26 protein-coding genes are annotated in these 20,696 nt (G+C 72.5%); 15 read left to right on the plus strand and 11 right to left on the minus strand.

The features are described 5' to 3' along the window. Nucleotides 1–39: 39 nt before the first annotated feature. The 7 genes from OVA14_RS10500 to OVA14_RS10530 form a co-directional block, all read right to left on the minus strand. Nucleotides 40–2,022 carry a PTS fructose transporter subunit IIABC gene (locus OVA14_RS10500; RefSeq protein ID WP_267503819.1) on the minus strand — a complete coding sequence of 661 codons (1,983 nt, stop codon included), beginning with the start codon at nucleotides 2,020–2,022 and terminating at the stop codon, nucleotides 40–42. Beyond that, nucleotides 2,022–3,044 carry a 1-phosphofructokinase family hexose kinase gene (locus OVA14_RS10505; protein WP_267503820.1) on the minus strand — a complete coding sequence of 341 codons (1,023 nt, stop codon included), beginning with the start codon at nucleotides 3,042–3,044 and terminating at the stop codon, nucleotides 2,022–2,024. The genes OVA14_RS10500 and OVA14_RS10505 overlap by 1 nt, the downstream gene beginning before the upstream one ends. Then, complete coding sequence (locus OVA14_RS10510; RefSeq protein WP_267503821.1) at nucleotides 3,041–3,838, minus strand: DeoR/GlpR family DNA-binding transcription regulator; 798 nt, start codon at nucleotides 3,836–3,838, stop codon at nucleotides 3,041–3,043. The genes OVA14_RS10505 and OVA14_RS10510 overlap by 4 nt, the downstream gene beginning before the upstream one ends. A gap of 158 nt (nucleotides 3,839–3,996) precedes the next feature. Further along, nucleotides 3,997–4,752, minus strand: coding sequence for a polyphosphate--glucose phosphotransferase (gene ppgK, locus OVA14_RS10515; RefSeq protein ID WP_267503822.1), 756 nt, complete (start codon nucleotides 4,750–4,752; stop codon nucleotides 3,997–3,999). Nucleotides 4,753–4,795: 43 nt separating this feature from the next. Further along, nucleotides 4,796–5,662 carry a type I methionyl aminopeptidase gene (gene map, locus OVA14_RS10520; RefSeq protein WP_267503823.1) on the minus strand — a complete coding sequence of 289 codons (867 nt, stop codon included), beginning with the start codon at nucleotides 5,660–5,662 and terminating at the stop codon, nucleotides 4,796–4,798. Between the two features lie 106 nt (nucleotides 5,663–5,768). Continuing rightward, on the minus strand, nucleotides 5,769–6,872 hold the full coding sequence (locus OVA14_RS10525; RefSeq protein WP_267503824.1) for a tyrosine-type recombinase/integrase: 1,104 nt from the start codon (nucleotides 6,870–6,872) through the stop codon (nucleotides 5,769–5,771). A gap of 4 nt (nucleotides 6,873–6,876) precedes the next feature. Next, entirely contained in the window at nucleotides 6,877–7,551 is a 675-nt protein-coding gene (locus OVA14_RS10530) for a helix-turn-helix domain-containing protein (protein ID WP_267503825.1), read from the minus strand. Nucleotides 7,552–7,646: 95 nt separating this feature from the next. Between OVA14_RS10530 and OVA14_RS10535 the strand changes: the two genes are divergently transcribed. From OVA14_RS10535 to OVA14_RS10570, 8 genes are all read left to right on the plus strand, one after another. Then, a complete protein-coding gene (locus tag OVA14_RS10535; RefSeq protein ID WP_267503826.1) occupies nucleotides 7,647–7,832 on the plus strand; it encodes a helix-turn-helix domain-containing protein in 186 nt (61 codons plus the stop codon). Continuing rightward, nucleotides 7,829–8,212: a hypothetical protein gene (locus OVA14_RS10540; protein ID WP_267503827.1), complete on the plus strand. Its 384-nt coding sequence runs from the start codon at nucleotides 7,829–7,831 to the stop codon at nucleotides 8,210–8,212. The genes OVA14_RS10535 and OVA14_RS10540 overlap by 4 nt, the downstream gene beginning before the upstream one ends. Then, a complete protein-coding gene (locus OVA14_RS10545; protein ID WP_267503828.1) occupies nucleotides 8,209–8,592 on the plus strand; it encodes a hypothetical protein in 384 nt (127 codons plus the stop codon). Before OVA14_RS10540 ends, OVA14_RS10545 begins: the two co-directional genes overlap by 4 nt. Continuing rightward, entirely contained in the window at nucleotides 8,570–9,112 is a 543-nt protein-coding gene (locus tag OVA14_RS10550; protein WP_267503829.1) for a hypothetical protein, read from the plus strand. Before OVA14_RS10545 ends, OVA14_RS10550 begins: the two co-directional genes overlap by 23 nt. Continuing rightward, complete coding sequence (locus OVA14_RS10555) at nucleotides 9,109–9,351, plus strand: helix-turn-helix domain-containing protein (RefSeq protein ID WP_267503830.1); 243 nt, start codon at nucleotides 9,109–9,111, stop codon at nucleotides 9,349–9,351. Before OVA14_RS10550 ends, OVA14_RS10555 begins: the two co-directional genes overlap by 4 nt. Then, nucleotides 9,344–9,565 (plus strand): hypothetical protein, encoded by a 222-nt coding sequence (locus OVA14_RS10560; RefSeq protein ID WP_267503831.1) that lies wholly within the window; start codon nucleotides 9,344–9,346, stop codon nucleotides 9,563–9,565. Before OVA14_RS10555 ends, OVA14_RS10560 begins: the two co-directional genes overlap by 8 nt. 36 nt (nucleotides 9,566–9,601) lie before the next feature. Beyond that, entirely contained in the window at nucleotides 9,602–9,988 is a 387-nt protein-coding gene (locus OVA14_RS10565) for a hypothetical protein (RefSeq protein WP_267503832.1), read from the plus strand. Nucleotides 9,989–10,236: 248 nt separating this feature from the next. Beyond that, nucleotides 10,237–11,409 carry a phage major capsid protein gene (locus tag OVA14_RS10570; RefSeq protein WP_267503833.1) on the plus strand — a complete coding sequence of 391 codons (1,173 nt, stop codon included), beginning with the start codon at nucleotides 10,237–10,239 and terminating at the stop codon, nucleotides 11,407–11,409. Between the two features lie 70 nt (nucleotides 11,410–11,479). Here the strand turns inward: OVA14_RS10570 and OVA14_RS10575 are convergent, their stop codons facing one another. Further along, nucleotides 11,480–12,217 (minus strand): DUF4145 domain-containing protein, encoded by a 738-nt coding sequence (locus tag OVA14_RS10575; RefSeq protein ID WP_267503834.1) that lies wholly within the window; start codon nucleotides 12,215–12,217, stop codon nucleotides 11,480–11,482. Between the two features lie 276 nt (nucleotides 12,218–12,493). Between OVA14_RS10575 and OVA14_RS10580 the strand changes: the two genes are divergently transcribed. Beyond that, on the plus strand, nucleotides 12,494–12,970 hold the full coding sequence (locus OVA14_RS10580) for a hypothetical protein (protein ID WP_267503835.1): 477 nt from the start codon (nucleotides 12,494–12,496) through the stop codon (nucleotides 12,968–12,970). A gap of 22 nt (nucleotides 12,971–12,992) precedes the next feature. Here OVA14_RS10580 and OVA14_RS10585 read toward each other — a convergent pair whose 3' ends face one another. Then, complete coding sequence (locus tag OVA14_RS10585; RefSeq protein WP_267503836.1) at nucleotides 12,993–13,238, minus strand: hypothetical protein; 246 nt, start codon at nucleotides 13,236–13,238, stop codon at nucleotides 12,993–12,995. A 130-nt stretch (nucleotides 13,239–13,368) separates the two neighbouring features. Here OVA14_RS10585 and OVA14_RS10590 point away from each other — a divergent pair, with 130 nt between their 5' ends. The 3 genes from OVA14_RS10590 to OVA14_RS10600 all read left to right on the plus strand — a co-directional run bounded on the left by OVA14_RS10590 (nucleotide 13,369) and on the right by OVA14_RS10600 (nucleotide 14,291). Next, nucleotides 13,369–13,812, plus strand: a complete 444-nt coding sequence (locus tag OVA14_RS10590; protein WP_267503837.1) for a hypothetical protein — start codon at nucleotides 13,369–13,371, stop codon at nucleotides 13,810–13,812. Further along, complete coding sequence (locus OVA14_RS10595; protein WP_267503838.1) at nucleotides 13,809–13,943, plus strand: hypothetical protein; 135 nt, start codon at nucleotides 13,809–13,811, stop codon at nucleotides 13,941–13,943. Before OVA14_RS10590 ends, OVA14_RS10595 begins: the two co-directional genes overlap by 4 nt. Before the next feature lie 150 nt (nucleotides 13,944–14,093). Continuing rightward, entirely contained in the window at nucleotides 14,094–14,291 is a 198-nt protein-coding gene (locus tag OVA14_RS10600) for an SPOR domain-containing protein (RefSeq protein WP_267503839.1), read from the plus strand. Between the two features lie 103 nt (nucleotides 14,292–14,394). Here OVA14_RS10600 and OVA14_RS10605 read toward each other — a convergent pair whose 3' ends face one another. Together OVA14_RS10605 and panB are read right to left on the minus strand one after the other, a co-directional pair. After that, on the minus strand, nucleotides 14,395–14,904 hold the full coding sequence (locus tag OVA14_RS10605) for a DUF1697 domain-containing protein (protein WP_267503840.1): 510 nt from the start codon (nucleotides 14,902–14,904) through the stop codon (nucleotides 14,395–14,397). Nucleotides 14,905–14,908: 4 nt separating this feature from the next. Continuing rightward, the gene (gene panB, locus OVA14_RS10610) at nucleotides 14,909–15,769 is read right to left on the minus strand and encodes a 3-methyl-2-oxobutanoate hydroxymethyltransferase (protein WP_267503841.1); all 861 of its coding nucleotides are present in this window, start codon (nucleotides 15,767–15,769) and stop codon (nucleotides 14,909–14,911) included. A gap of 123 nt (nucleotides 15,770–15,892) precedes the next feature. Here panB and OVA14_RS10615 point away from each other — a divergent pair, with 123 nt between their 5' ends. The 3 genes from OVA14_RS10615 (at nucleotide 15,893) to OVA14_RS10625 (ending at nucleotide 20,621) form a co-directional block, all read left to right on the plus strand. Continuing rightward, nucleotides 15,893–17,224 carry a glutamine synthetase family protein gene (locus OVA14_RS10615; RefSeq protein ID WP_267503842.1) on the plus strand — a complete coding sequence of 444 codons (1,332 nt, stop codon included), beginning with the start codon at nucleotides 15,893–15,895 and terminating at the stop codon, nucleotides 17,222–17,224. 4 nt (nucleotides 17,225–17,228) lie between these two features. After that, a complete protein-coding gene (locus OVA14_RS10620) occupies nucleotides 17,229–20,138 on the plus strand; it encodes a bifunctional [glutamine synthetase] adenylyltransferase/[glutamine synthetase]-adenylyl-L-tyrosine phosphorylase (protein WP_267503843.1) in 2,910 nt (969 codons plus the stop codon). 279 nt (nucleotides 20,139–20,417) lie between these two features. Next, a complete protein-coding gene (locus OVA14_RS10625) occupies nucleotides 20,418–20,621 on the plus strand; it encodes a zinc-ribbon domain-containing protein (RefSeq protein ID WP_267503844.1) in 204 nt (67 codons plus the stop codon). Nucleotides 20,622–20,696 lie beyond the last annotated feature (75 nt).

A 20,696-nucleotide genomic window follows, 5' to 3' on the forward strand; every position in this document is an offset into this window, starting at 1 on the left:
TGCCCGAGGAGGCCCCGTCGGTGCGGTGCCCGCAGCGGCTCAGGCCGTCACGAGCGCGGGCTCGCGCTCGGGCGCGGCCGCCGCGGGGGCGCGGCGCACCCAGCGCTTCAGCGCGATGACGGCGAGGCCCGTGATGATCGCGCCGACGACGATCGCGACGAGGAACATCGCGAAGTTGCCGATCGCGAAGAACACGAACAGGCCGCCGTGCGGCGCCTGGCTCGTGACGCCCGTGGCCATCGTGATCGCGCCGGTGGTCGCCGCGCCGAGGATCGACGCGGGGATGACGCGCAGCGGGTCGGCTGCCGCGAAGGGGATCGCGCCCTCCGAGATGAACGACGCGCCGAGCAGCCAGGCCGCCTTGCCGTTCTCGCGCTCGGCGGCCGTGAAGAGCTTCCGGTCGAGGAGCGTCGCGAGTGCCATGCCCAGCGGAGGCACCATGCCAGCGGCCATGACAGCAGCCATGATCATCCACGGCGTGGGGTTGTCCGGGCTGCCCGCGCCGAGGCCGGCGACGGCGAAGCCGTAGGCCACCTTGTTGATCGGACCGCCCAGGTCGAACGCCATCATCGTGCCGAGCAGGAGGCCCAGGGCGATCACCGCGGCGCCCGTGAGGGACTCCAGCCAGCCCGTGAGGCCCGCCATGAGCGAGGCGATCGGGCCGCCGAGGAGCATCACCATGAGGCCGGAGGCGAAGAGCGATGCCAGCAGCGGGATGATGACGACCGGCATGAGGCCGCGCATCCACTGCGGGACTCGCCACGTGCCGATCCACCACGCGGCCAGGCCGGCGAGCAGACCGCCGACGAGGCCGCCGATGAAGCCCGCGCTCATGAGCAGCGCGACTGCGCCGGCGACGAACCCGGGCGCGATGCCGGGGCGGTCAGCGATCGCGTACGCGATGTAGCCGGACAGCGCCGGGACGAGGAAGCCCATCGACGCCGCGCCGATCGAGAAGAGCACCGCGCCGAGGTACTGCGCGATGCCGCCCTCGGGCAGGTTCCACAGGGCGTTCTGCACGATGACGTCGCCCGCGGTCTCCGTGATGCGGTAGCCGCCGAAGAGGAAGCCGAGCGCGATGAGGAGGCCGCCGCCTGCGACGAACGGGATCATGTAGCTGACGCCCGTGAGCAGGGCGCGCTTCACCGTGCCGCCGAGCGACGACGAGGCCTGCGCCGCCGAGGGCTCCGACGATGCCGCACCGCCGGCGACGCGTGCGCCGCTCGGGTCGTCCGCGATCCGCAGCGCGTCGGCGATGAGCTGGTCGGGCGCGTCGATGCCCTTCTTCACCGGCACCTGCACGAAGGGCTTGCCCGCGAAGCGCCCGCGCTCGCGCACGTCGACGTCGACGGCGAAGATCGCGGCGTCGGCGTCGGCGATCACCGCGGGGTCGAGCTTCTTCGTGCCGCTCGAGCCCTGCGTCTCGACCACGACGCGGACGCCGGCGCGCTCGCCCGCGGCCTTCAGCGCATCCGCGGCCATGTAGGTGTGGGCGATGCCCGTGGGGCACGCCGTGACGGCGACGATGCTGCGCTGGCCCGCGGCCACGGGCGCGGGCTCCGCCTCGGGCTCGTCGGCGACGGCGCGGTCGACGAGCGCCACGACCTCCTCCGGCGTCGAGGCGGCGCGCAGGGCGCCCGTGAACTCCTCGTCGATGAGCGAGCCGGCGAGCTTCGACAGCACCGCGAGGTGCGTCTCGGCCGCGCCGTCGGGCGCCATGATGAGGAACACGAGGTCGGCGGGGCCGTCGGGCGCACCGAAGTCGACCGCGGGCGAGAGGCGCGCGAAGCCCAGGCTGGGCTCCGCGACCGCCGCGGTCTTCGCGTGGGGGATCGCGATGCCGCCGCCCATGCCGGTGGGCGTCATCGCCTCCCGGGCGAGCACGGCCTCGACGAGGCCGTCGGCGTCGAGGACGCGCGGCGTGCCCGCGGCGCGACGCGCGAGCGAGCGGATGACCGACTCCTTGTCGGCGCCGAGGTCGGCGTCGAGCAGCACGAGGTCGGGGGTGATGATCTGGGGCATCAGCGCTCCTGGTGATCGGCGGCCGGGGCCGCGGTGGTGCTGGCGGCGGTCGCCGCGAGGTGGGTGGCGGCAGGTGCCGCGAGCTGGATGGGTGCGACGGCGACGCGCGAGGCGTCGGCGTCGGCCGGGGTGGGGAAGCCCGTGCCGGGCATCGCCGCGGCGGCGGAGCCGTGCGCCACCGCCTGCGCGAGCCGGCCTGCGGCGTCGTCGCCGCGCGCGTCGGCGATGAGCAGCCCCGCGAGGCTCGCGTCGCCGGCGCCCACGGTGGAGCGGACGACGGTGGGCGGCGGGGAGGCCCGGTGCGCGCCGTGCGCGTCGGCGAGGATCGCGCCGTCGCCGCCGAGGGTGAGCAGCACGGCGGCCACGCCGCCGGCGACGAGCGCGCCGGCGGCGGAGGCCGCGGCCTCGTGGGAGTCGATCGTGCCGCGCGGCATGCCGAGCAGCTCCTCGAGCTCCTCGTCGTTGGGCTTCACGAGATCGACGCCGCCCGCGGCGACGGCGGCCTCGAGCGGCGCGCCCGAGCTGTCGACGGCGATCCGGATGCCGGGGGCCGCGGTGCGCGCGGCGCGCACGGCGTCGACGACGATCGACGCGCGTGCCCCGGCGGGGAGCGAGCCGGCGACGACGAACCAGGAGGCGCCGGTCGCGGCCGCGCGGACCGCCTCCAGCATGCGGGCGACGGCGGCATCGTCGAGCGGCGCGCCGGGCTCGTTCACCTTGGTCGTCGTGCCGTCCGGCTCGGTGAGCGCGAGGTTCGTGCGCACCGGGGCCCCGACGGGCACGCAGACGGCGTCGACGCCGTCGTCGGCGAGCAGCGCCGCGAAGCGGTCGTCGGGATCGGCCATGACGATCGCGCGGGCGGGCAGGCCCGCGGCAGCGACCACGCGGGCGACGTTGACGCCCTTGCCGGCGGCGACGTCGACGGCGGGCGCGGCCGTGCGCTGCACGGCGCCGCGCTCGAGGGGGGCGTCGAGCGCGACGGTGCGGTCGATGGAGGGGTTGAGGGTGAGGGTGACGATCATGCGACGTGCACCTCGCAGCCCGCGGCCTCGAGCGCCGCGGCGAGCGCGGGCTCCGGCGCGGCGTCGGTGAGCAGCACGTCGAGCGCGTCGAGCTCGGCGAAGCGCACGAGCGAGGTGCTGCCGAGCTTCGCGCCGTCGGCGAGCACCGCGACGCGCCGGCCGCTCGCGACGATCGCGGCCTTCACCGCGGCCTCGTCGGGGTCGGGGGTCGAGGCGCCATCGCCGTCGACGCCGTTCGTGCCGAGGATGACGACGTCGGGGCGGAGCGCCGCGATCGCGAGCACCGTCTGCGCGCCGACCGCCGCGCCCGTGACGTTGCGCATGCGGCCGCCGATGGCGTGCACCTCGATCGAGGGGTGCGCGGCGAGGATCTGCGCGATGCCGGGGGAGTGTGTGGCCACGACGAGGCGGGGCCCACCTGCCTGCGGCCAGGTGGCGACGAGCTCGTGGGCGAGCGCCGCGGTGGTCGTGCCGGCGTCGAGCAGCGCGCTCGTGGCGCCGAGGGCCAGGAGGCGCTGGCAGGCCAGGCGCGCGATGGCGCGCTTGCCCTCGGCGTTCGCGCCTTCGCGCTCGGCGACCGCGGTCTCGACGAGGCTGACGCGCCCGGCGCCGACGGCGCCGCCGTGCACGCGCCGCGCGATGCCCGCCTGCTCCAGCGCGTCGAGGTCGCGTCGCACGGTCTCGGTCGTGATCCCGAGGTCCTTGGCGAGCTCGGTGACGAGCACGCGGCCGTCGGCGCGGAGCCGCGACGCGATCTCGTCGCGACGCTGCAGGGCGAGCATCGGTGCTTCCATGACGCAGACGATACGACATGAACGCAGATGAAACAAGACAAAGACAGAAGTAAACGCAGATCCAGCGCGTCTGCGCGGCCGGTCGCGCCGATCCGCCGCCGCACGCAGCAGCGCCCCGGCCGAGGGCCGGGGCGCTGGAGGGGCTGCGTGCGCTGAGGTCAGACCCCGCGCGCGAGCGCGGCCGCGCCGATGATCCCCGCGTTGTTGCGGAGCATCGCCGGCACGATGGGCGTCTCGAGCTGCAGCAGCGGCAGGAACTCGTCGGAGGACTTCGAGACGCCGCCGCCGACCACGAAGAGGTCGGGGGAGAAGAGGAACTCGAGGTGGCTGTAGTAGCGCTGCAGGCGCGCGGCCCACGCCTCCCAGCTGAGCCCCTCGGTCTCGCGCGCCTTGTTCGAGGCGCGGCGCTCGGCGATCTCGCCGTCGAGCTCGAGGTGCCCGAGCTCGGCGTTGGGGATGAGGGCGCCGTGGTAGATCAGCGCGCCGCCGATGCCCGTGCCGAGCGTCGTCATGACGACGAGGCCGTTCGCCTCCTTCGCCGCGCCGTAGTGGTCCTCGGCGAAGCCCGCGGCGTCGGCGTCGTTCACGAAGTGGATGTCGCGGCCGAGCGCCTGCTCGAAGAGCCGCTCCGCCTCGAGCCCGATCCACGCCTTGGAGACGTTCGACGCGCTCATGGTGCGGCCCTTGCGGACGATCGCGGGGAACGTCACGCCGATGGGGGTGTCGTCCTCGATGTCGAGCATGCCCACGAGCTCCACGACGACGTCGCGGATCGCATCGGGCTCGCCGCCCGCGGGGGTCGGGATCTTCACGCGGTCGCTGAGCAGCTCGCCGGTCTTCACGTCGACGAGGGCGGCCTTGACGCCCGTCCCGCCGATGTCGACGCCGACTGCCTGGTGCTTGGGCTTCGTCACCAGAGCATCCAACCACGTCCCGGATGCGCCGGGAGACCGCCGCTCAGGAGGGCAGGGTGAGGATCTCGGCGCCCGTCTCGCGCACGACGATCGTGTGCTCGAACTGGGCCGTGATCGAGCGGTCGCGCGTGACGACCGTCCAGTCGTCGGCCCACATGTCCCACTCGTGGGTGCCCAGCGTGAGCATCGGCTCGATCGTGAAGACCATGCCCGGCTGGATGACGTCGTCGTACCGGTCGGTGTCGTAGTGGGGGATGATGAGGCCCGAGTGGAACGACGTGCCCACGCCGTGACCGGTGAAGTCGCGCACGACGCCGTAGCCGAAGCGGTTCGCGTACATCTCGATCGCGCGGCCGATCACGTTCACGCGCCGGCCCGGCATCGCGGCCTTGATGCCGCGCTGCAGCGCGAGCTCGGTGCGCTCGACGAGCTGCGCGACCTCGTCGCTCGCCTGCCCGACGACGAAGGTGCGGTTGGAGTCGCCGTGCACGCCGTCGAGGTAGGCGGTGATGTCGATGTTGACGACGTCGCCCTCGGCGAGCGCGGTGTCGTCGGGGATGCCGTGGCAGATCACCTCGTTGACGCTCGTGCAGCTCGACTTCGGGAAGCCTCGGTAGCCGAGCGTCGACGGGTACGCGCCCGCCGCCACGACCACCTCGTGCCCGATCGCGTCCAGCTCGTCGGTCGTGATGCCGGGGCGCACGGCCGCGCCGACCGCCGCGATCGCGTCGGCGGCGACCCGCCCCGCCGCGCGGATGCGGTCGATGGTCGGCTCGTCGTAGACGTCGCCGCCGACGTGCTTCGCGGGGCCGGGGCGGCCCACGTACTCCGGGCGCGCGATCGAGCGCGGCACCGGCCGCTCGGGGCCGATCCGGCCGGGGATGAGGTGACCGCTCGCGTCCTTGGGCATGCGATCCATCCTAGGAGCGCGCGTCCGGGTGCCTCACGGAGCGCCGGGCTAGCATCCCCGCATGAACGCTGCCGAGTACTGGTACAACCTCGACTAGGCCCGGAAATCAGCCGGATTCGGCGGTGCGGTCCGCAGGGAGTCCGCGAGACTCGCGCATCATGCCCGCTGCAGCCGCCCTCGTCTTGTCCTCCGCGGACGGCCAGAGGTGGCTGTAGGTGTTGAGCGTCGTGCTCGCCTTCGCGTGTCCGAGCGCGCGCTGCACGGTCACGACGTCGCAGCCGGCGGCGATGAGGCCGGAGGCGTAGAAGTGCCGGAGGTCGTGGAGTCGGAAGCGCTCGAGCGCGAGCTCGTCGAGGAGACGCCGCCAGCGGTTGCCCACGGCATCCTGGAGGGGCGGCTCGCCGGTCTTCGCCATGAAGAGCCACTGCTCGCTGCCGCGCACGCCGACGTGCTCGACGTGCCAGGCGATCATCTCGACGAGCTCGTCGGGGAGCGAGACGGTGCGCTCGCTGCCGTGCTTCGGTGGCGTCGCCTGCACGGCGCCCGTCTCGTCGCGCTGGATCTGTCGCTGGACGTGCAGCTGTCGTCGGAGGAAGTCGACGTCGCCCAACTGCACGCCGGACGTCTCCCCAACGCGGAGGCCGGCGAACGCGCAAAGCGCGACGTAGAGCCGGAACCACTCCGGGGCACCGTCGACCACACGCCAGACGGTCTCGGGCGCGGGGATGGTCATCGCGTGTTCGCGGCGACGGAGGCGGGGGAGCGGGACGCCCTCGGCGGGGTCCTCGGCGAGCGCTCGATCGCGGACGGCGGCGCGCAGCATCGCGCGCACGTTCATCACGCGCGTGCGGATCGTCGACGGCGCGAGGCCCGCCTGAACCATGGACTTGACCCACGCCTCGACGTGCGACCGGCGCAGAGACGCGAGCGGGCGGTCGGAGAACGTGCAGGAAGTGAGCGCCCGCCGCATCGCGACGTGCGTGCCGGTCGCCCACAGTTGGCGCTGTGACCAGTCGTCGTAGAACTCCTCGAGCGTCGTGCGTGCCTTGGAGGGGTCGACGTAGCGGCCGGTGACGATGCTCGCGGTGACCTCGTCGAGCCATCGCTGCGCGTCGATCTTCCGCGGGAAGTGCCGGGCATGATCTCGGCCGTCAGCATCGCGGTAGCGAGCGCGCCAAGAGCCGTTCGGGCGCTTCTGCACGTTCGACATCGGTCTACTCCTCCCGCGCCGTCTGGATGCGCTCGCGGTCGAGCGCGGAGTTGTCGCTGCCGCGGTAGAGAGTCGAGCGCAGGTACGAGCCGGTGTGCGGCTCCACAGCGGCGGGCTCGTTGCTGCGGTCGCGCCGCAGAACGGCCGCGAAGAGCTCAATGGGGTCTCGCTCGTCGTCCAGCGCTGGGGCGTCACTGTGATTGAGCTCGTATCGGGCGGCGACGTCCAACGGACCGTCGTTCATCAGCGACATGACTCGGCCTGCCATGGAGTCCCCCTTCGTCTGCGTGTCTGCTTCCTCGGGGTTGAGGATGAGGTCGTCTGCCGCGAACGCGAGCTCGAGTCGCAGGCGGTTGTACTCCTCCATCTGGTCAATCAGCTGGTCGCGCATCGCCTCGAGCCGCGAAGCCGCTCGCGACACCTGAGTTCCGAGCTTCACGCCAGGCGCGAGCATCGAGCTCAATTGCGTCCCGAGGGCGTTCGCCAGCGCGACGGCCTCGTCCAGCCGCGGCGTCCGGCCGCCGCTCTCGAGTCGTGAGAGCCCGGACGCGTCGATTTGCAGTCCGTCGTCGACGAGGCGCGCTGCGAGCGCTCTCTGGCTGAGACCCAGGTCGCTCCGCGCTGCGGCGACCGCGGCTCCGAAATTGCGTCCGACGTGGTCGTAGTTCGACTGCTGCACGCTCGCATCGTAGTGCGCCTTGACAACACTCGACAACCGAATCTACGATGCATGCACACAACACGATGCAAGACTGCAACACACAGGAGGAACCGATGGCGACTCGACTGCTGACCGTCAGCGAGGTGGCGGCGCGGCTCAACCGCAGCGTCCAAGCGATCCGCTGGCAGATGCACAAGGGCGAGCTCAAGTTCGGCACGGTGGCAGGCAGACGGGTGATGCGCGAGTCCGACCTCGAGGCGTACATCGATGCGGCATTCGAAACCGAGGCGGCGTCGTGATTGAGGCGCTGACGGAGAAGGCCCCCGCCGAGGTGAAGGTCGGCGAGGGCCAGGAGAACGCACCTGCTGAGGCAACGAATCTCGCTGAGATCGTACCGGCGTGCGAGTCGCGCTGGCACAGCGAGGACCACGAGGGACATGGCCCCGGCAATGCGACGCACGCCGTGTTAGTCGAGTGTCCCTGGCGCTGCAGCGAGCCGCGCTGGGTGCTCCTCTGCGCCGGCAAGGTCAGCGCGACGCTCGTCCGGGCGGCTCTCGGTCGATCGGTGCGCTGCGCCCGGTGCGACCGCTCCGCCGGTGTGTGGTCGTTCTGGGCCCGCCTGGTCTCGCTCGCTTCGCTCGAGGTCGTCGCGGCGCGGCCTGACGGGCGGACGCGATGAGCGTCGAGGGGGTCGGCTACCGCGTCGGCCCGCGAGGCGAGTCCCAGCCCGTCGTCCAGTACAGCGACGCGCTCATCCCGCCCGTCCCAGAGCGGAGCGCTCCGGGCGCGCTGCTCGGACCTGGGGCGATTGTCACCAGTCGGCACCTCTCGGGGCGCGGTTCGTTCGTGCTGCAGGGCTTCGAGCGCGACGGCGAGCTGCGGCGCGCGGTCCTCGTGCCGCTCGGAGTGGCGGCCGAGCTCGCGCCCGGTGTCGAGGCGCCAGCCGAGCATCGCCACCTGGTCGCGCCGACATCGCTCGAGCCATCACCGTGGGCCGTCGTGCCGACGGCGAAGGGATCGAACCGAGGAGGCGCTCTTGCCCGACAGCAGACTGCCTGACCGGTGGCTGCACGACGTCGATCTGATGACTCTCTCGCCGGCCGCGTGGCAGTTCTTCACCGTCGCGCTCATGTTCTGCAACGCGCGTGAAAGCGATGGTTCGCTCCGCGACGCCGAGCTCCGCATGCTGCCGATCGACCCGCGACCCGAGGCGATCGCCGAAGTCGTCGCGACCGGCCGCATCCAGCGAACCGAGGGTGGCTACCAGTTCGTCGGCTGGGACAAGTCCCTGGGGCAGACCGCCGCGGCCGCACTGGAAGCCCGTCGAGACGCGAACCGGGCTCGACAGGCAGCCAAGCGTGCACGCGACGCGCGAGCCGCTGAGAGCGCGCCGGTCACCCGTGAGTCACGGGCGCCGTCACGGCGTGATTCACGCATGACGCCTAAGGAGAGGACAAGGCAAGGCCAGGACGAGGAAGCGACAGCAACCACGGGCTGGCCGACCGCGACTCCCGGCAGCGGCAGCACCTTCCCCCTCCCGCCCTACGACGGCACCGACCCCCGAAAGGACGCAGCATGACCACCGCCACCCTCAGCTCGATTGGAGACCGGCTCGACGCCGCTCGCCGCGACCTCGGCATGACCTGGCCCGACCTCGCCGTGGCCACGCAGATGACCGAGCCGATCCTGCGCCGCAGACTCCACCGGCCCGCCGGCATGACGCTCGCGGAGCTCGACGTGATCGCGCGAGCGCTCGACGTCGTGCCGGCGAGGCTCTTCGGTGAGGTCGGCCGCCCCACGGAATTGCCGCATGGCTGAGGTGCTCTACCTCGTGATCCCGCCCGGGGAGACCTCGGAGCGGCAGATGGTCGTCAACCACCCGTGGACGGGACCCACGACGACCATGGCGCCGAACATCAAGGTCATCTGGGCGCCGCTCATGATCAACCCCTCTAGCGGCGAGCTCGCCCACGGTTGGGACCAGTGGCGTCTCGACGGCGGTGTCCTCTACCAGGTGCGAGCGAAGTCATGACCGGCGAGCACTAGCGCGCCAGCGGCCCGGGAAGAGATGTGGCCCGGTCGCTGCATCGACCGGGCCACCACTGATCCTCAAGGAGGTGCTCCAAGCCTCCCACACCCCACCCACACGGAGGCCACCATGACCGATGATCCGACACCCACTGACGACCCCGCGATCGTGCTCCTCGCCCTCCGCATCGTCGACGCCACCCGGCTCGATGATCAGTCGGCGTTGCGACGCGCTCTCCTCGATGCGATCGAGTCGCGCCAGACAGCATCCGTGCTCCGGTCGATCGCGGCGCTCGCGGCCGAGCTCGTGCGAGCGCTGCCCGACGCCGACGAGCGCATGGCGAGATGGCTGCTCGCGACCGACCTCGAGATCCCCGCCCGCGACACCCCGCCCGACGCCAATGCGTCGACGCCGGATCGCCGATAGACTCGAACCAACGTTCGAAGCGACGTCGCAACCGGCAGCCAGCACCGAGGAGCCCCACGGGGCCAAGGCGCTCGACTCCCCACGGGGACCTGCACACCGGCCGACCAGCCCGAACGCGAGTGACGGCGTAGATCCGAAGCCGCCCACCCCCACGGGGGCCAGGGCCGCGAGCGCATCCGCCACGAGTCGCGGAACCCTCTCGCCGTGCGTCCGCGCGGCGGATTCCAGTCACTCTCAGGAGACACCACATGTCGAAGAACACCGGCTCCACCACCGCCCTGCGCGAGGAGCTCACCGCCATCCAGAAGAAGATGCAGGCCACCATCGGCTCCGCCAAGGGCGCAGGCCGCGCCATCACCCCCGCCGAAGCCCAGCAGGTCGAGAAGCTCGGCGAGGAGGCGCTCGAGCTCAAGGGCCGCATCGACAGCATCGAGCGCTCCGAGTCCCAGTTGAAGGAGCTGCTCGACCTCGGCAAGGGCTCGAGCGGCGACGGCTCCAAGTACCTCTCCCTCGGCGGCCGCGGCGCCAAGGCCGCCGGCAAGGTCATCGGCGACACCTTCCGCGAGCGCGACGACGTCCGCTCCAAGGGCATCGTCGCCGCCGGCTCGCAGCTCAGCCCCATGCCGCTCGTCGAGGCCAACCCCGTCGAGCTCGGCATGGCGCCCGCCTCGATCGTCAACCTCATCCCGGCCGTCGAGCAGACGAGCCCGACCTACAAGTACCTCCGACAGACGGAGTACACGAACAACGCTGACGTCGTCGCCCCGGGCGAGCTCAAGCCGACGTCGACGACGACGGTCGAGTCCGTCGAGAACGAGCTCAAGGTCATCGCCCACCTGTCGGAGCCCGTTGACATCTACCTCCTCAACGACAACAGCACCCTCGACTCGTTCATCGAGCGACAGCTCCTCTGGGGCATCCAGTCGAAGCTGCAGCAGCTCGTCGTCGCGGGTCAGGAGGCCGACGAGATCCAGGGCATCCTCACCACCACCGGCGTTCAGCAGCAGCCGTTCCGAGCCGACGCGATCACCACCCTCCGCGCCGCGGTCACCCGCCTCGAGAACCTCGGCTACAAGGCTGGCGCGTTCGTCCTCAACCCGGACGACTGGGAGGCCATTGAGACGAACCGCATCACCAGCGGCAGCTTCGACCTCGGCGGCCCCATCGACCGCGGCGAGCGCAAGGCCTGGGGCGTCCCCGTCGTCACGAGCCCCGACATCGCCGCCGGCACCGCGTTCGCCCTCGACCTCACCGCCGTCGGTGTCCGCTACGGCGCAGAAGGCATCAAGATCCGCTGGGACGGCGGCGGCGCTCTCTTCGAGCGCAACCAGGCGCGAGCGCTCGTCGAGGGCCGCTTCGCGATCGACGTCCTCCGCCCCCGCGGCATCGTCACGATCGAGCTCACGGCCACCACGCCGTAGCCCACGCCCAGCAGCAGCGGAGGGGCCGAGCGCATGAGCGCCGGCTCCTCCGTTCGTCGAGCGACGGTGACTAGCTGGCGCTCGCCTCGGGCTCTGCATGCTCGGCAGCAGCGGCCGCGAGCTTCCGCACGCCATCGACCTGCCCCTCGACGTAGTCCCGCTTCGCCTTCGGGATCGCGTTGTAGATCCGCTCGGCTCGCTTCGGGACCGCGATGAGCGCCTCGCACGCTTCGTTCACGACCGTGATGATCGTTTCGGCGATCTCCGCATCGTCCTCGTCGAGGTAGACGGCGACGAGCTCGGGCGCACCTTGCTCGTCGTGAAGGGTGGAGTTGCCGAGGACTCGGAGCGACGTGAGCAGCTGGAAGAGCGCCCACGGCACCTCAGACTCCGTGTTGACGATCAGCTCGGAGAGATCCCGTCCCTCCACCCCGGCGTGCCGCAGCAGGCGCTCGAGCGCTCCGCGCGCGAGAGCCGCCGCCGCACGTCGTGAGTGTGGGAAGACCGCCGCTGCCTCGCTGTAGAGCTGCAGCGCCTCCGGGGGCATGTCCTCATGCGGGCCAGGGAGGGTGGAGGCTGTGGGGTAGATCATCTGGTTGTCGTGCCAGACGGCGATGTTCTCGCAGACGCCGCAGCGTGAGAACGACCACTGCGCGATCGAGCGAGGGTCACGCCGGCTCCTGCTCGTCAGGACCGTGCCCGTGCCCTCCTTGACCAGGCGGGAGTCGCTCTGCTGAGCGAGCACGCCGCAATGCGGACAGTAGAACGACTTCTTGCCCTGCGCGGGCTTGCCATCAGGCTGCGACATGTGCCGAGCCTACGAGAGCCCGCTGACGGCGCGGACGGCGCCCGCCCGCCTACCGACGCTCCTGGGCCCGCACGCCGCCTCCGAGAGCCGCCTCGACCCTCATCCGGGCCGAGCAACGGGGGGAGGGGGCGTTCGGATCTTCGGAGACCCGACGGCCGGAACACTCCCCGCCGCGAGGCTTCCTCTCTCCCCGACTCCGCGACGGTAGGGGGGGTCGCGCGCGCGAGGCGTCGCCTCGGCGCGCCGCGTGTCGGGGGCCAGGGCTACCGTCGGCGCATGACCCAGTCTGCAATCACCCGCCGCGACGTCGCGGCACGCCTCCACGACCTTGACCCCTCCTGGATGGACGTTTGGTCGAGCGACAACGCACATATGCACCGAACCCTCGAGCTGGCAGCGTCACTCCTCGGCGATCAGCAGCCGCGGTACGCCGAGGTTCAAGCAGGCGTCGCTGCACCGAAGTTCGTGCTCGTCGTGATCGCGGACGACCGCGTCGTTCGCGTAGACGGTGCTGTCGACGGCGGTTGGCCGCGGGCCACGGTGGTGCCGCGTCACGAGCTGCGCGCGCTCACGCTGCTCGAGACTCCGCATCAGCCATTGGACTTCGGCGAGTTGAGCAGCGATTCGGTCGCTGTCGCTCTCGACTTCGGTGCCTTCACTGTGGAGCTCCCCAGCAAGCGCAACGGCCGGCGCGGTCGCGTCCTGGCGGAGCTACTGCCTTCGCTTCTCGCCGACCGTGTGAGCGCTAGGTGACTTGGTCGATACTCGGCAAGGCTCAGACCCACCGCGACGCTAGCCCCTCCTCGGCCCCAGCGGGAGCAGTGCTGGGCGGGAGCGCAAGCGTGCGCGCCGGCAGCGGCTGATCGGTGCGGGCCCGGCGCTTCGACTCGATCCACATCACGACGTCCGTCAACTCGTACACGATCGTCTTTCGCGTCACGGCGGAGTAGACCGGCCCGCCGCCTGCGTAGCGGAGCTGCGCGAGGTTGCCTGTGGTGAGCCCGGGGACCATGTCTGCCATCTGCGCCGCGCTCAGGTACGTCGGGGGCCATGCCAGTGGGAGCGAGTTCATCCCTTCAGGCTTCCAGAAGAACCGGTCGAAACCTGCGGCTAGGCCGCCTCGACCGGCTGCACGGCGCCAGGATGGGGCCATGAGCGAGACTCCGTCCGGCTACCTCGATCGCTCCGCTGCTGCGGCGCGAGTCGACCGCTCTGAGCGGACCATCTTCCGATGGGTCGAGCGCGGCGAGATCACCGCGATCATGGGCTTGTTCCGCGAGACCGACCTGCTCGAGGTCGACCGGACGATGCGGCTCCGCCGCGGGCGACCAGGCAAGCCGCGCGGGCAGTCGAAGCCGGAGTTGCAGCTGGGCGGCATGGCGGGCGCCGAGGGGCACGGCCCGCTCGCCGTCGCCGACGAGGCGGCCGAGGACGTCGTCGACGCACTCCGCGATCTCATGTTCGTGCTCGAGGACGTCGAGAACGGAACGGTGGAGCTGCCGGCACACTACGCCGTCGCGCTCACCGACGCACGGCTCGTGCTCAGCCGTCTCGCGGAACTGGTGCCGGATGCGGCCGAAAGCCTCGCAGCATGACGCCGGAGAAGCGACCGACTCGTGACGAAGCGATCGCGGCCGCCGCGCTCGTCGTCTCGGAGTGGGCGGCCAGCCTGACTGACGAGGAGTACGCGGACCTCGCCGAGAGGGCCTCGCGCAATCCGGGCTGAGCGCTCGCGGGCCATCGGTGGCCGGCGCTGGGGATCTTGCGGTCCGCAGGGAGTCCGCAAGAACCTCAGCCGAGGGCGAATGATGCAAACTCCTCACCAACACAAATTGCCTGAGAATCCGCGGATCCCCGACCCCTACAATCGGGCGCTATGAACGCTGCCGAGTACTGGTACAACCTCGAGACGGGCGTCGTCGAGGAGGGCATGGTCTCGCCGGGCTACGACCGCGCGGGGCCCTTCGCCACGCGCGAGGAGGCCGCCCGTGCACCCGAGATCATCGAGCAGCGCTCGAAGCAGTGGGCCGCCGAGGACGCCGCGGACGACGACTGGGGCGGCGCGAAGCAGTAGCCCGGGCGAGCGATCGATCGGTCTCAGCGCTCGGCGAGTCGCACTATGCGGCTCGTGCTGCGCTCAGCCCGGTCCTGCGCGGAGCAGGTCGAGCGCGCGCGACCTAGGCGGCGGCGAGCACCTTGCGCAGCGTGCGCAGGTTGCGGGTGGTGACGCGATCCTTCGCGGTGCGCTCCAGCGCCTTCGCGAACGGGCTCGTGAGCGTCGTGCCCCTCGGGTTCGACCAGTAGACGAGCTCGCGGCCGCCCGCGAGTGCCTCGCCCTCGCCCGGCTCGAGCGCCGCGAGCGCGGGCGCGACGCCCGCCTCGAGGGCGAACACGACGTACGGCGTGTGCGCGTCGTCCTCGGCGTGCGGGTACGCGTCGACGACCGTCCGGAGCGCATCGACCCCGATGCCGTGCAGTCGGATGCGTCGCCCGTAGCGCGCCTCGAGCGCCGCCTCCGCGGTCGATGCCGCCGCCGCGACGGAGGGCGCGGTCACGACCGCGTTGCCGCTCGCGAGCACCGTCGTGACGTCGCCGAGCCCGGCCTCCGACAGCAGCGCGCGCAGGTCGGCCGAGCGCACCGTCACCCCGCCGACGTTCACGCCGCGCAGCAGCAGGGCGACGCGCACGGCGCTACTCGTACTCGTGCTCGGGCGCGGGGTAGGCGCCGGAGGCGACGTCCTCGCGGAAGGCGACGGCCGCCGCCTCGAGGTCCTTGCCGATCTGCGCGTACTGCTTGACGAAGCGCGGGATGCGGCCGGTGGCGAGCCCCGCCCAGTCGGTCCAGACGAGCAGCTGGCCGTCGCAGTGCGGGCCCGCGCCGACGGAGATCGTGGGTATCTCGAGCGCCTCGGTCACCGCCTTCGCGGCGTCGGAGGGCACCATCTCGAGCACGACCGCGAAGGCGCCCGCGGCCTGCACGGCGCGCGCGTCGCGCAGCAGCTGCTCGGCCCCGGCCTCGCCGCGGCCCTGGATGACGTGCCCGCCGAGCCCGTGCTCCGACTGCGGCGTGAAGCCGATGTGCGCCATGACGGGGATGCCGGCCTCGACGATGTGCCGGATCTGCTCGGCCGAGCGCTCGCCGCCCTCGAGCTTCACCGCGTGCGCGCCAGTCTCCTTCATGAAGCGGATGGCCGTGTGCACGGCCTCGCGCGGGTTCGTCTCGTAGGAGCCGAAGGGGAGGTCGGCCACGACGAGCGCGCGCTGCGCGGCCCTCGCGACGGCGCGCGTGAGCGGGATGAGCTCGTCGACGGTGACGGGCAGCGTCGTGTCGTAGCCGAAGACCGTGTTGCCTGCGGAGTCGCCGACGAGCAGGAAGTCGATGCCGGCGCGGTCGAAGATCTGCGCCGAGAGGAAGTCGTAGCTCGTGAGGCCCACGATGGGGTGCCCGTCGCGCTTCGCCTGCAGGAAGTGACGCGTGCGCACGCGCCTCGGTCCGCCGCTCGTGCCGCCGCCGTAGGGCGCGGCGACCTCGCCGCTCTCGCTCGCTGCCATGCTCCGAGCCTAGCCCCGCGCGCCTCCGCGGCCGGCCCGCTCAGGCCGCCCCGCCCCGCGCCCCGCCTCTCAGGCGCGCCGACGCGGGGGCACTAGCCTGGGAGCAGGCAGAGAGGGGCCGGGATGGACAAGCAGCGGGACTTCGTGCTCCGGACGATCGAGGAGCGCGGCATCAAGTTCGTGCGGCTCTGGTTCACCGACGTGCTCGGCACCCTGAAGTCGGTGGCGATCGCCCCGGCGGAGGTCGAGGGCGCGTTCACCGAGGGCCTCGGCATCGACGGCTCGTCGATCGAGGGGCTCTCGCGCTCCTCCGAGGCCGACGTCATCGCGAAGGCCGACCCCTCGACGTTCCAGATCCTCCCGTGGCGCGGCGAGATCGACCCGACCGCGCGCATGTTCTGCGACATCTCGACGCCCGACGGCGAACCGGCGGCGGCCGACCCGCGGCACGTGCTGAAGCGCACGCTCGCGAAGGCCGCCGACCTCGGCTTCAGCTTCTACACGCACCCCGAGTGCGAGTTCTACCTGCTGAAGTCGGCCGACGTGCAGAACCCCGAGCCCGTCGACCGCGCCGGCTACTTCGACAACGTGCCCGGCGGCTCCGCCCACGACTTCCGCCGTGCGAGCGTGCGGATGCTCGAGGACCTCGGCATCTCGGTGGAGTTCAGCCACCACGAGGCCGGCCCCGGCCAGAACGAGATCGACCTGCGCTACGCCGACGCGCTCTCGACCGCCGACAACCTCATGACCTTCCGCACGGTCGTCAAGGAGGTCGCGATCTCGCAGGGCGTCTACGCGACCTTCATGCCGAAGCCCTTCGCCGACGCGCCCGGCAGCGGCATGCACACCCACATGTCGCTCTTCGAGGGCGAGCGGAACGCCTTCTACGACGCCTCCGGGCAGTACCGGCTGTCGAAGATCGGGCGGCAGTTCGTGGCGGGCCTGCTGCGCCACGCGCCCGAGTTCACGGCCGTCACGAACCAGTTCGTCAACTCCTACAAGCGGATGTGGTCGGGCGACGAGGCGCCGAGCCACATCTCCTGGGGCCACAACAACCGCTCCGCGCTCGTGCGCGTGCCGCTCTCGAAGCCCAACAAGGCGCAGTCGGCGCGCGTGGAGTACCGCGGCCTCGACTCCGCCGCGAACCCCTACCTCGCCTTCTCGGTGCTGCTCGCCGCGGGCCTCAAGGGCATCCAGGAGGGCTACGAGCTGCCCGAGGAGGCCACCGACGACGTGTGGCAGCTCTCGGACCGCGAGCGCAAGGCGCTCGGGTTCCAGCCGCTGCCCGCGAGCCTCGACCGCGCGCTCGGCGCGATGGAGGAGTCGGAGCTCGTGGCCGAGACGCTCGGCGAGCAGGTCTTCTCCTACTTCCTGCGCAACAAGCGCGAGGACTGGAAGCGCTACCGCGCCCAGGTGACGCAGGTCGAGCTCGAGTCGAACCTGCTGCTGCTCTAGCGCGATGCGCATCCCCTCGCCCCGGGCCCGGCTCGCGCGGCTGGGCTTCCGGGAGCCCAGCCGCGCCGAGGCGCTGCTCGCCGAGGTGCCGGAGGTGCTGCAGCCGCTGCTCGAGCACGCGCGCGAGGCCGCCGACCCCGACACGGCCCTGCAGATGCTCGTGCGGCTCGTGCGCGCGGAGGCCGACCTCGCGCCTGCGCGCCGCGACGAGGGCGCGGCCGCCTCGCTGCTGCGGGTGCTGGGCGGATCGCTCGGCACCGCCGAGCACCTGGAGCGGCACGGCGAGGACCTCGACGTGGCGATGGCGCCGAGCGCGCCCGTCGGGGCCGACGCCTACCGCGCGAGCCTGCTGGAGGCCGTGCAGGAGCAGGGCGGCGCCTCGACCCTCCCGCGGGAGGCCGCCGTCGCCGCGCTGCGCGGTCGGTACCGCCGGCACGTCACCGAGCTCGTCGCGTGGGACCTCGCGCTCGCATCGCCCGAGGCGCACGTCGACCGCGTCGCCGCCGCGCTCGCCGACCTCGCGGCCGCGGCGCTCGAGGCCGGGCTCGCCGTCGCGCGGGCGACCGCGCGAGCGCGATTCGGCGAGGACGCCGACCGCGTGCGCCTCGCGGTCATCGGCATGGGCAAGACCGGCGCGCGCGAGCTCAACTACGTGAGCGACGTCGACGTCATCTGGGTCCACGAGGCCGACGAGGGCCTCGACGACAGCCGTGCGACCACGATCGCGACGCTGCTCGCCCGCGAGACCGCGGCCGCGTGCGCCGAGTTCCAGAAGGCGCCGCCGCTGTGGGAGGTGGATGCGAACCTGCGCCCCGAGGGCAAGGACGGCGCGCTCACCCGCACCCTCGCCTCGCACCTCGCCTACTACGAGCGGTGGGCCAAGTCGTGGGAGTTCCAGGCGCTCCTGAAGGCACGCCCCCTCGCGGGCGACGCCGCGCTCGGCGCCGCCTACGACGAGGCGGTGCGCGCCAAGGTGTGGGAGTCGTCGAGCCGCGAGGGCTTCGTCGAGTCGGTGCAGCGGATGCGCGAGCGCGTCACCGAGCACATCCCGGCCGACGAGGTCGACCGCCAGCTGAAGCTCGGCCCCGGGGGCCTCCGCGACATCGAGTTCACGGTGCAGCTGCTGCAGCTCGTGCACGGCGCCGACGACGAGGGGCTGCGCCAGCGCGGCACGCTCGACGCGCTCGACGCGCTCGCGGCGCGCGGCATCATCGGGCGCGCCGAGCGCGACGAGTTCAGCGCGCACTACCGGGTCCTGCGCACCATCGAGCACCGCATCCAGTTCTGGCGGATGCGTCGCACCCACCTCATGCCCGAGGGCGACGACGACCGCCGGCGGCTCGCCCGCACCGCGGGGCTCGCCGACGCCGCGGCGCTCGACGCGCGGTGGCAAGCGGTGCGGCGCTCGGTGCGGACGCTCCACGAGCGGCTGTTCTACCGCCCGCTCCTCGGCGCGGTCGCCTCGCTCGACCACGACGCCGTGCGCCTCACGCCCGAGAGCGCGATGCGCCGCCTCGAGGCCTCCGGCTACGCCGATGCGCGCGGCGCGCTCGCGCACATCGCCGAGCTCACGGGCGGCGTCTCGCGCCGCGCGCAGATCCAGCGGCTGCTGCTGCCGGTGCTGCTCGGCTGGTTCGCCGAGGGCGCCGACCCCGACATGGGCCTCCTCGCCTTCCGCAGGCTCTCGGAGTCGCTCGGCGAGAGCCCGTGGTTCCTGCGCATGCTGCGCGACTCGCCCGTCGCGGCGCAGCGACTCACGAGGCTCCTGGCGTCGTCGCGCCTCATCGCGGCGCTCATGGAGAAGGTGTCGGAGGCCGCGTCGTGGCTCGACGACGACGACCAGCTGCGACCGCGCTCCGAGGCGGCGCTCCGCGAGGAGGCGGCCGCGGTGCTCGCGCGCCACGAGGAGCCCGCTGCCGTGCGCGAGGCGCTGCGCACCCTGCGCCGGCGCGAGCACCTGCGGGTGGCGATGGGCAGCGCCCTGCAGCGCATCGACGAGACGCAGGTCGGCGCCGCGCTCACCGCGATCGCCGCGGCGATGGTCGATGCGGCGCTGACGCTCCACGCGCAGGACGGCGTCGAGCTCGCGACCATCACGATGGGCCGCACGGGCGGGCGCGAGATCGGCTTCGGCAGCGACATCGACGTCATGCACGTCGTGCGGGGCGAGGGCGACGTCGTCGCGGCCGCGACCGGGATCATCCGGAAGGTGGGCGAGACCCTCGCCGACCCGTTCCTGCCGTTCGAGATGGATGCGGGCCTCCGCCCCGAGGGCAGGCAGGGCCCGATCGTGCGCACGCTCGAGAGCTACCGCGCCTACTACGACCGCTGGTCGGAGCCGTGGGAGGCGCAGGCGCTGCTGCGCGCCGGCTCGTTCGCGGGCTCCGCGCCGCTCGCCGCCGAGCTGCTCGCGATCATCGACGAGCGGCGGTACCCGAAGGACTTCCCGGCCTCGTCGGTGCGGGAGGTGCGGCGCATCAAGGCGCGCGTCGAGGCGGAGCGGCTGCCGCGGAGCGCCGACCGCCGCCGCCACCTCAAGCTCGGCGACGGCTCGCTGAGCGACGTCGAGTGGCTCGTGCAGCTCGTGCAGCTGCGGCACGCGGGCGCGGAGCCGAGCCTCCGCACCACGTCGACGCTCGAGGCCCTGGCCTCAGCCGCGCGCGCGGACCTCGTGGGCGACCGGGACGCCGAGGTGCTGCGGGAGGCGTGGACGCTCGCGACCCGCATCCGCAACGGGCTCGCGCTCGCGCGGGCGCGCACGATCGACCTGCTGCCCGTCGACCGCATCGAGCTGGAGGCCGTCGCGCGGCTCATCGGCATGCCCGCCGGTTCCGCGAACGCGCTCGAGGAGCAGTACCTCGCGACGACCCGCAGGGCGCGCCGCGTCTTCGACCGGCTCTTCTACGAGGCCTGACCCGCTGGAGCCCCTCCGGACGCCCGGGACGGTCGTCCGCGCTGGCGTCGCGGCGGAGGCGCGCAGGCGCCTCCGCTCCACGCTCCAGCGCGCAGCGCAGCCGCTCGCGTCCGCCCGCTGGTCGAGGAGCGCGCGGCGCAGCCGCTCGCGTCCGCCCGCTGGTCGAGGAGCGCGCGGCGCAGCCGCTCGCGTCCGCCCGCTGGTCGAGGAGCGCGCGGCGCAGCCGCTCGCGTCACGAGGCCACAGCCCCGCCCTGCGGGCTGCCCCTAGCCTGGCTGCATGCTCCTCATCTTCGGCGTCTCCGACAAGCGCGAGGACCTCGGCCCGGGCCAGACCCGCACGTGCCCGCGCTGCGGCAACACGACCGCGTGGGCGCGCATCCGCACGTCCCGCCGGTTCACGCTCTTCTTCATCCCGGTCATCCGCTGGGGCCGCCAGGAGCTCGAGGCATGCACGATCTGCGGCGAGGCGGCGCGGGCGTAGGGCAGCCTCCGCCAGGCCCCCGCGCACGGAGAGGGGCCGGGTCCCCCCAAGGAACCCGGCCCCCGTCTGGTCGCC

Origin of the sequence: Agrococcus sp. SL85, assembly GCF_026625845.1 — a bacterium.
GTDB lineage: Bacteria > Actinomycetota > Actinomycetes > Actinomycetales > Microbacteriaceae > Agrococcus.

What these genes read in the sequence shown, in the direction of transcription:
- OVA14_RS10600 (WP_267503839.1), top strand. Translation starts at nt 14,094, where the DNA reads ATGAACGCTGCCGAGTACTGGTACAACCTCGAGACGGGCGTCGTCGAG.
- OVA14_RS10615 (WP_267503842.1), top strand. Translation starts at nt 15,893, where the DNA reads ATGGACAAGCAGCGGGACTTCGTGCTCCGGACGATCGAGGAGCGCGGC.
- OVA14_RS10510 (WP_267503821.1), bottom strand. Translation starts at nt 3,838, where the DNA reads ATGGAAGCACCGATGCTCGCCCTGCAGCGTCGCGACGAGATCGCGTCG.
- OVA14_RS10560 (WP_267503831.1), top strand. Translation starts at nt 9,344, where the DNA reads ATGGCTGAGGTGCTCTACCTCGTGATCCCGCCCGGGGAGACCTCGGAG.
- OVA14_RS10565 (WP_267503832.1), top strand. Translation starts at nt 9,602, where the DNA reads ATGTGGCCCGGTCGCTGCATCGACCGGGCCACCACTGATCCTCAAGGA.
- OVA14_RS10535 (WP_267503826.1), top strand. Translation starts at nt 7,647, where the DNA reads ATGGCGACTCGACTGCTGACCGTCAGCGAGGTGGCGGCGCGGCTCAAC.
- OVA14_RS10500 (WP_267503819.1), bottom strand. Translation starts at nt 2,022, where the DNA reads ATGCCCCAGATCATCACCCCCGACCTCGTGCTGCTCGACGCCGACCTC.
- OVA14_RS10590 (WP_267503837.1), top strand. Translation starts at nt 13,369, where the DNA reads ATGAGCGAGACTCCGTCCGGCTACCTCGATCGCTCCGCTGCTGCGGCG.
- OVA14_RS10625 (WP_267503844.1), top strand. Translation starts at nt 20,418, where the DNA reads ATGCTCCTCATCTTCGGCGTCTCCGACAAGCGCGAGGACCTCGGCCCG.
- OVA14_RS10580 (WP_267503835.1), top strand. Translation starts at nt 12,494, where the DNA reads ATGACCCAGTCTGCAATCACCCGCCGCGACGTCGCGGCACGCCTCCAC.
- OVA14_RS10545 (WP_267503828.1), top strand. Translation starts at nt 8,209, where the DNA reads ATGAGCGTCGAGGGGGTCGGCTACCGCGTCGGCCCGCGAGGCGAGTCC.
- OVA14_RS10505 (WP_267503820.1), bottom strand. Translation starts at nt 3,044, where the DNA reads ATGATCGTCACCCTCACCCTCAACCCCTCCATCGACCGCACCGTCGCG.
- map (WP_267503823.1), bottom strand. Translation starts at nt 5,662, where the DNA reads ATGCCCAAGGACGCGAGCGGTCACCTCATCCCCGGCCGGATCGGCCCC.
- OVA14_RS10570 (WP_267503833.1), top strand. Translation starts at nt 10,237, where the DNA reads ATGTCGAAGAACACCGGCTCCACCACCGCCCTGCGCGAGGAGCTCACC.
- OVA14_RS10595 (WP_267503838.1), top strand. Translation starts at nt 13,809, where the DNA reads ATGACGCCGGAGAAGCGACCGACTCGTGACGAAGCGATCGCGGCCGCC.
- OVA14_RS10555 (WP_267503830.1), top strand. Translation starts at nt 9,109, where the DNA reads ATGACCACCGCCACCCTCAGCTCGATTGGAGACCGGCTCGACGCCGCT.
- OVA14_RS10575 (WP_267503834.1), bottom strand. Translation starts at nt 12,217, where the DNA reads ATGTCGCAGCCTGATGGCAAGCCCGCGCAGGGCAAGAAGTCGTTCTAC.
- panB (WP_267503841.1), bottom strand. Translation starts at nt 15,769, where the DNA reads ATGGCAGCGAGCGAGAGCGGCGAGGTCGCCGCGCCCTACGGCGGCGGC.
- OVA14_RS10620 (WP_267503843.1), top strand. Translation starts at nt 17,229, where the DNA reads ATGCGCATCCCCTCGCCCCGGGCCCGGCTCGCGCGGCTGGGCTTCCGG.
- OVA14_RS10525 (WP_267503824.1), bottom strand. Translation starts at nt 6,872, where the DNA reads ATGTCGAACGTGCAGAAGCGCCCGAACGGCTCTTGGCGCGCTCGCTAC.
- OVA14_RS10585 (WP_267503836.1), bottom strand. Translation starts at nt 13,238, where the DNA reads ATGGCAGACATGGTCCCCGGGCTCACCACAGGCAACCTCGCGCAGCTC.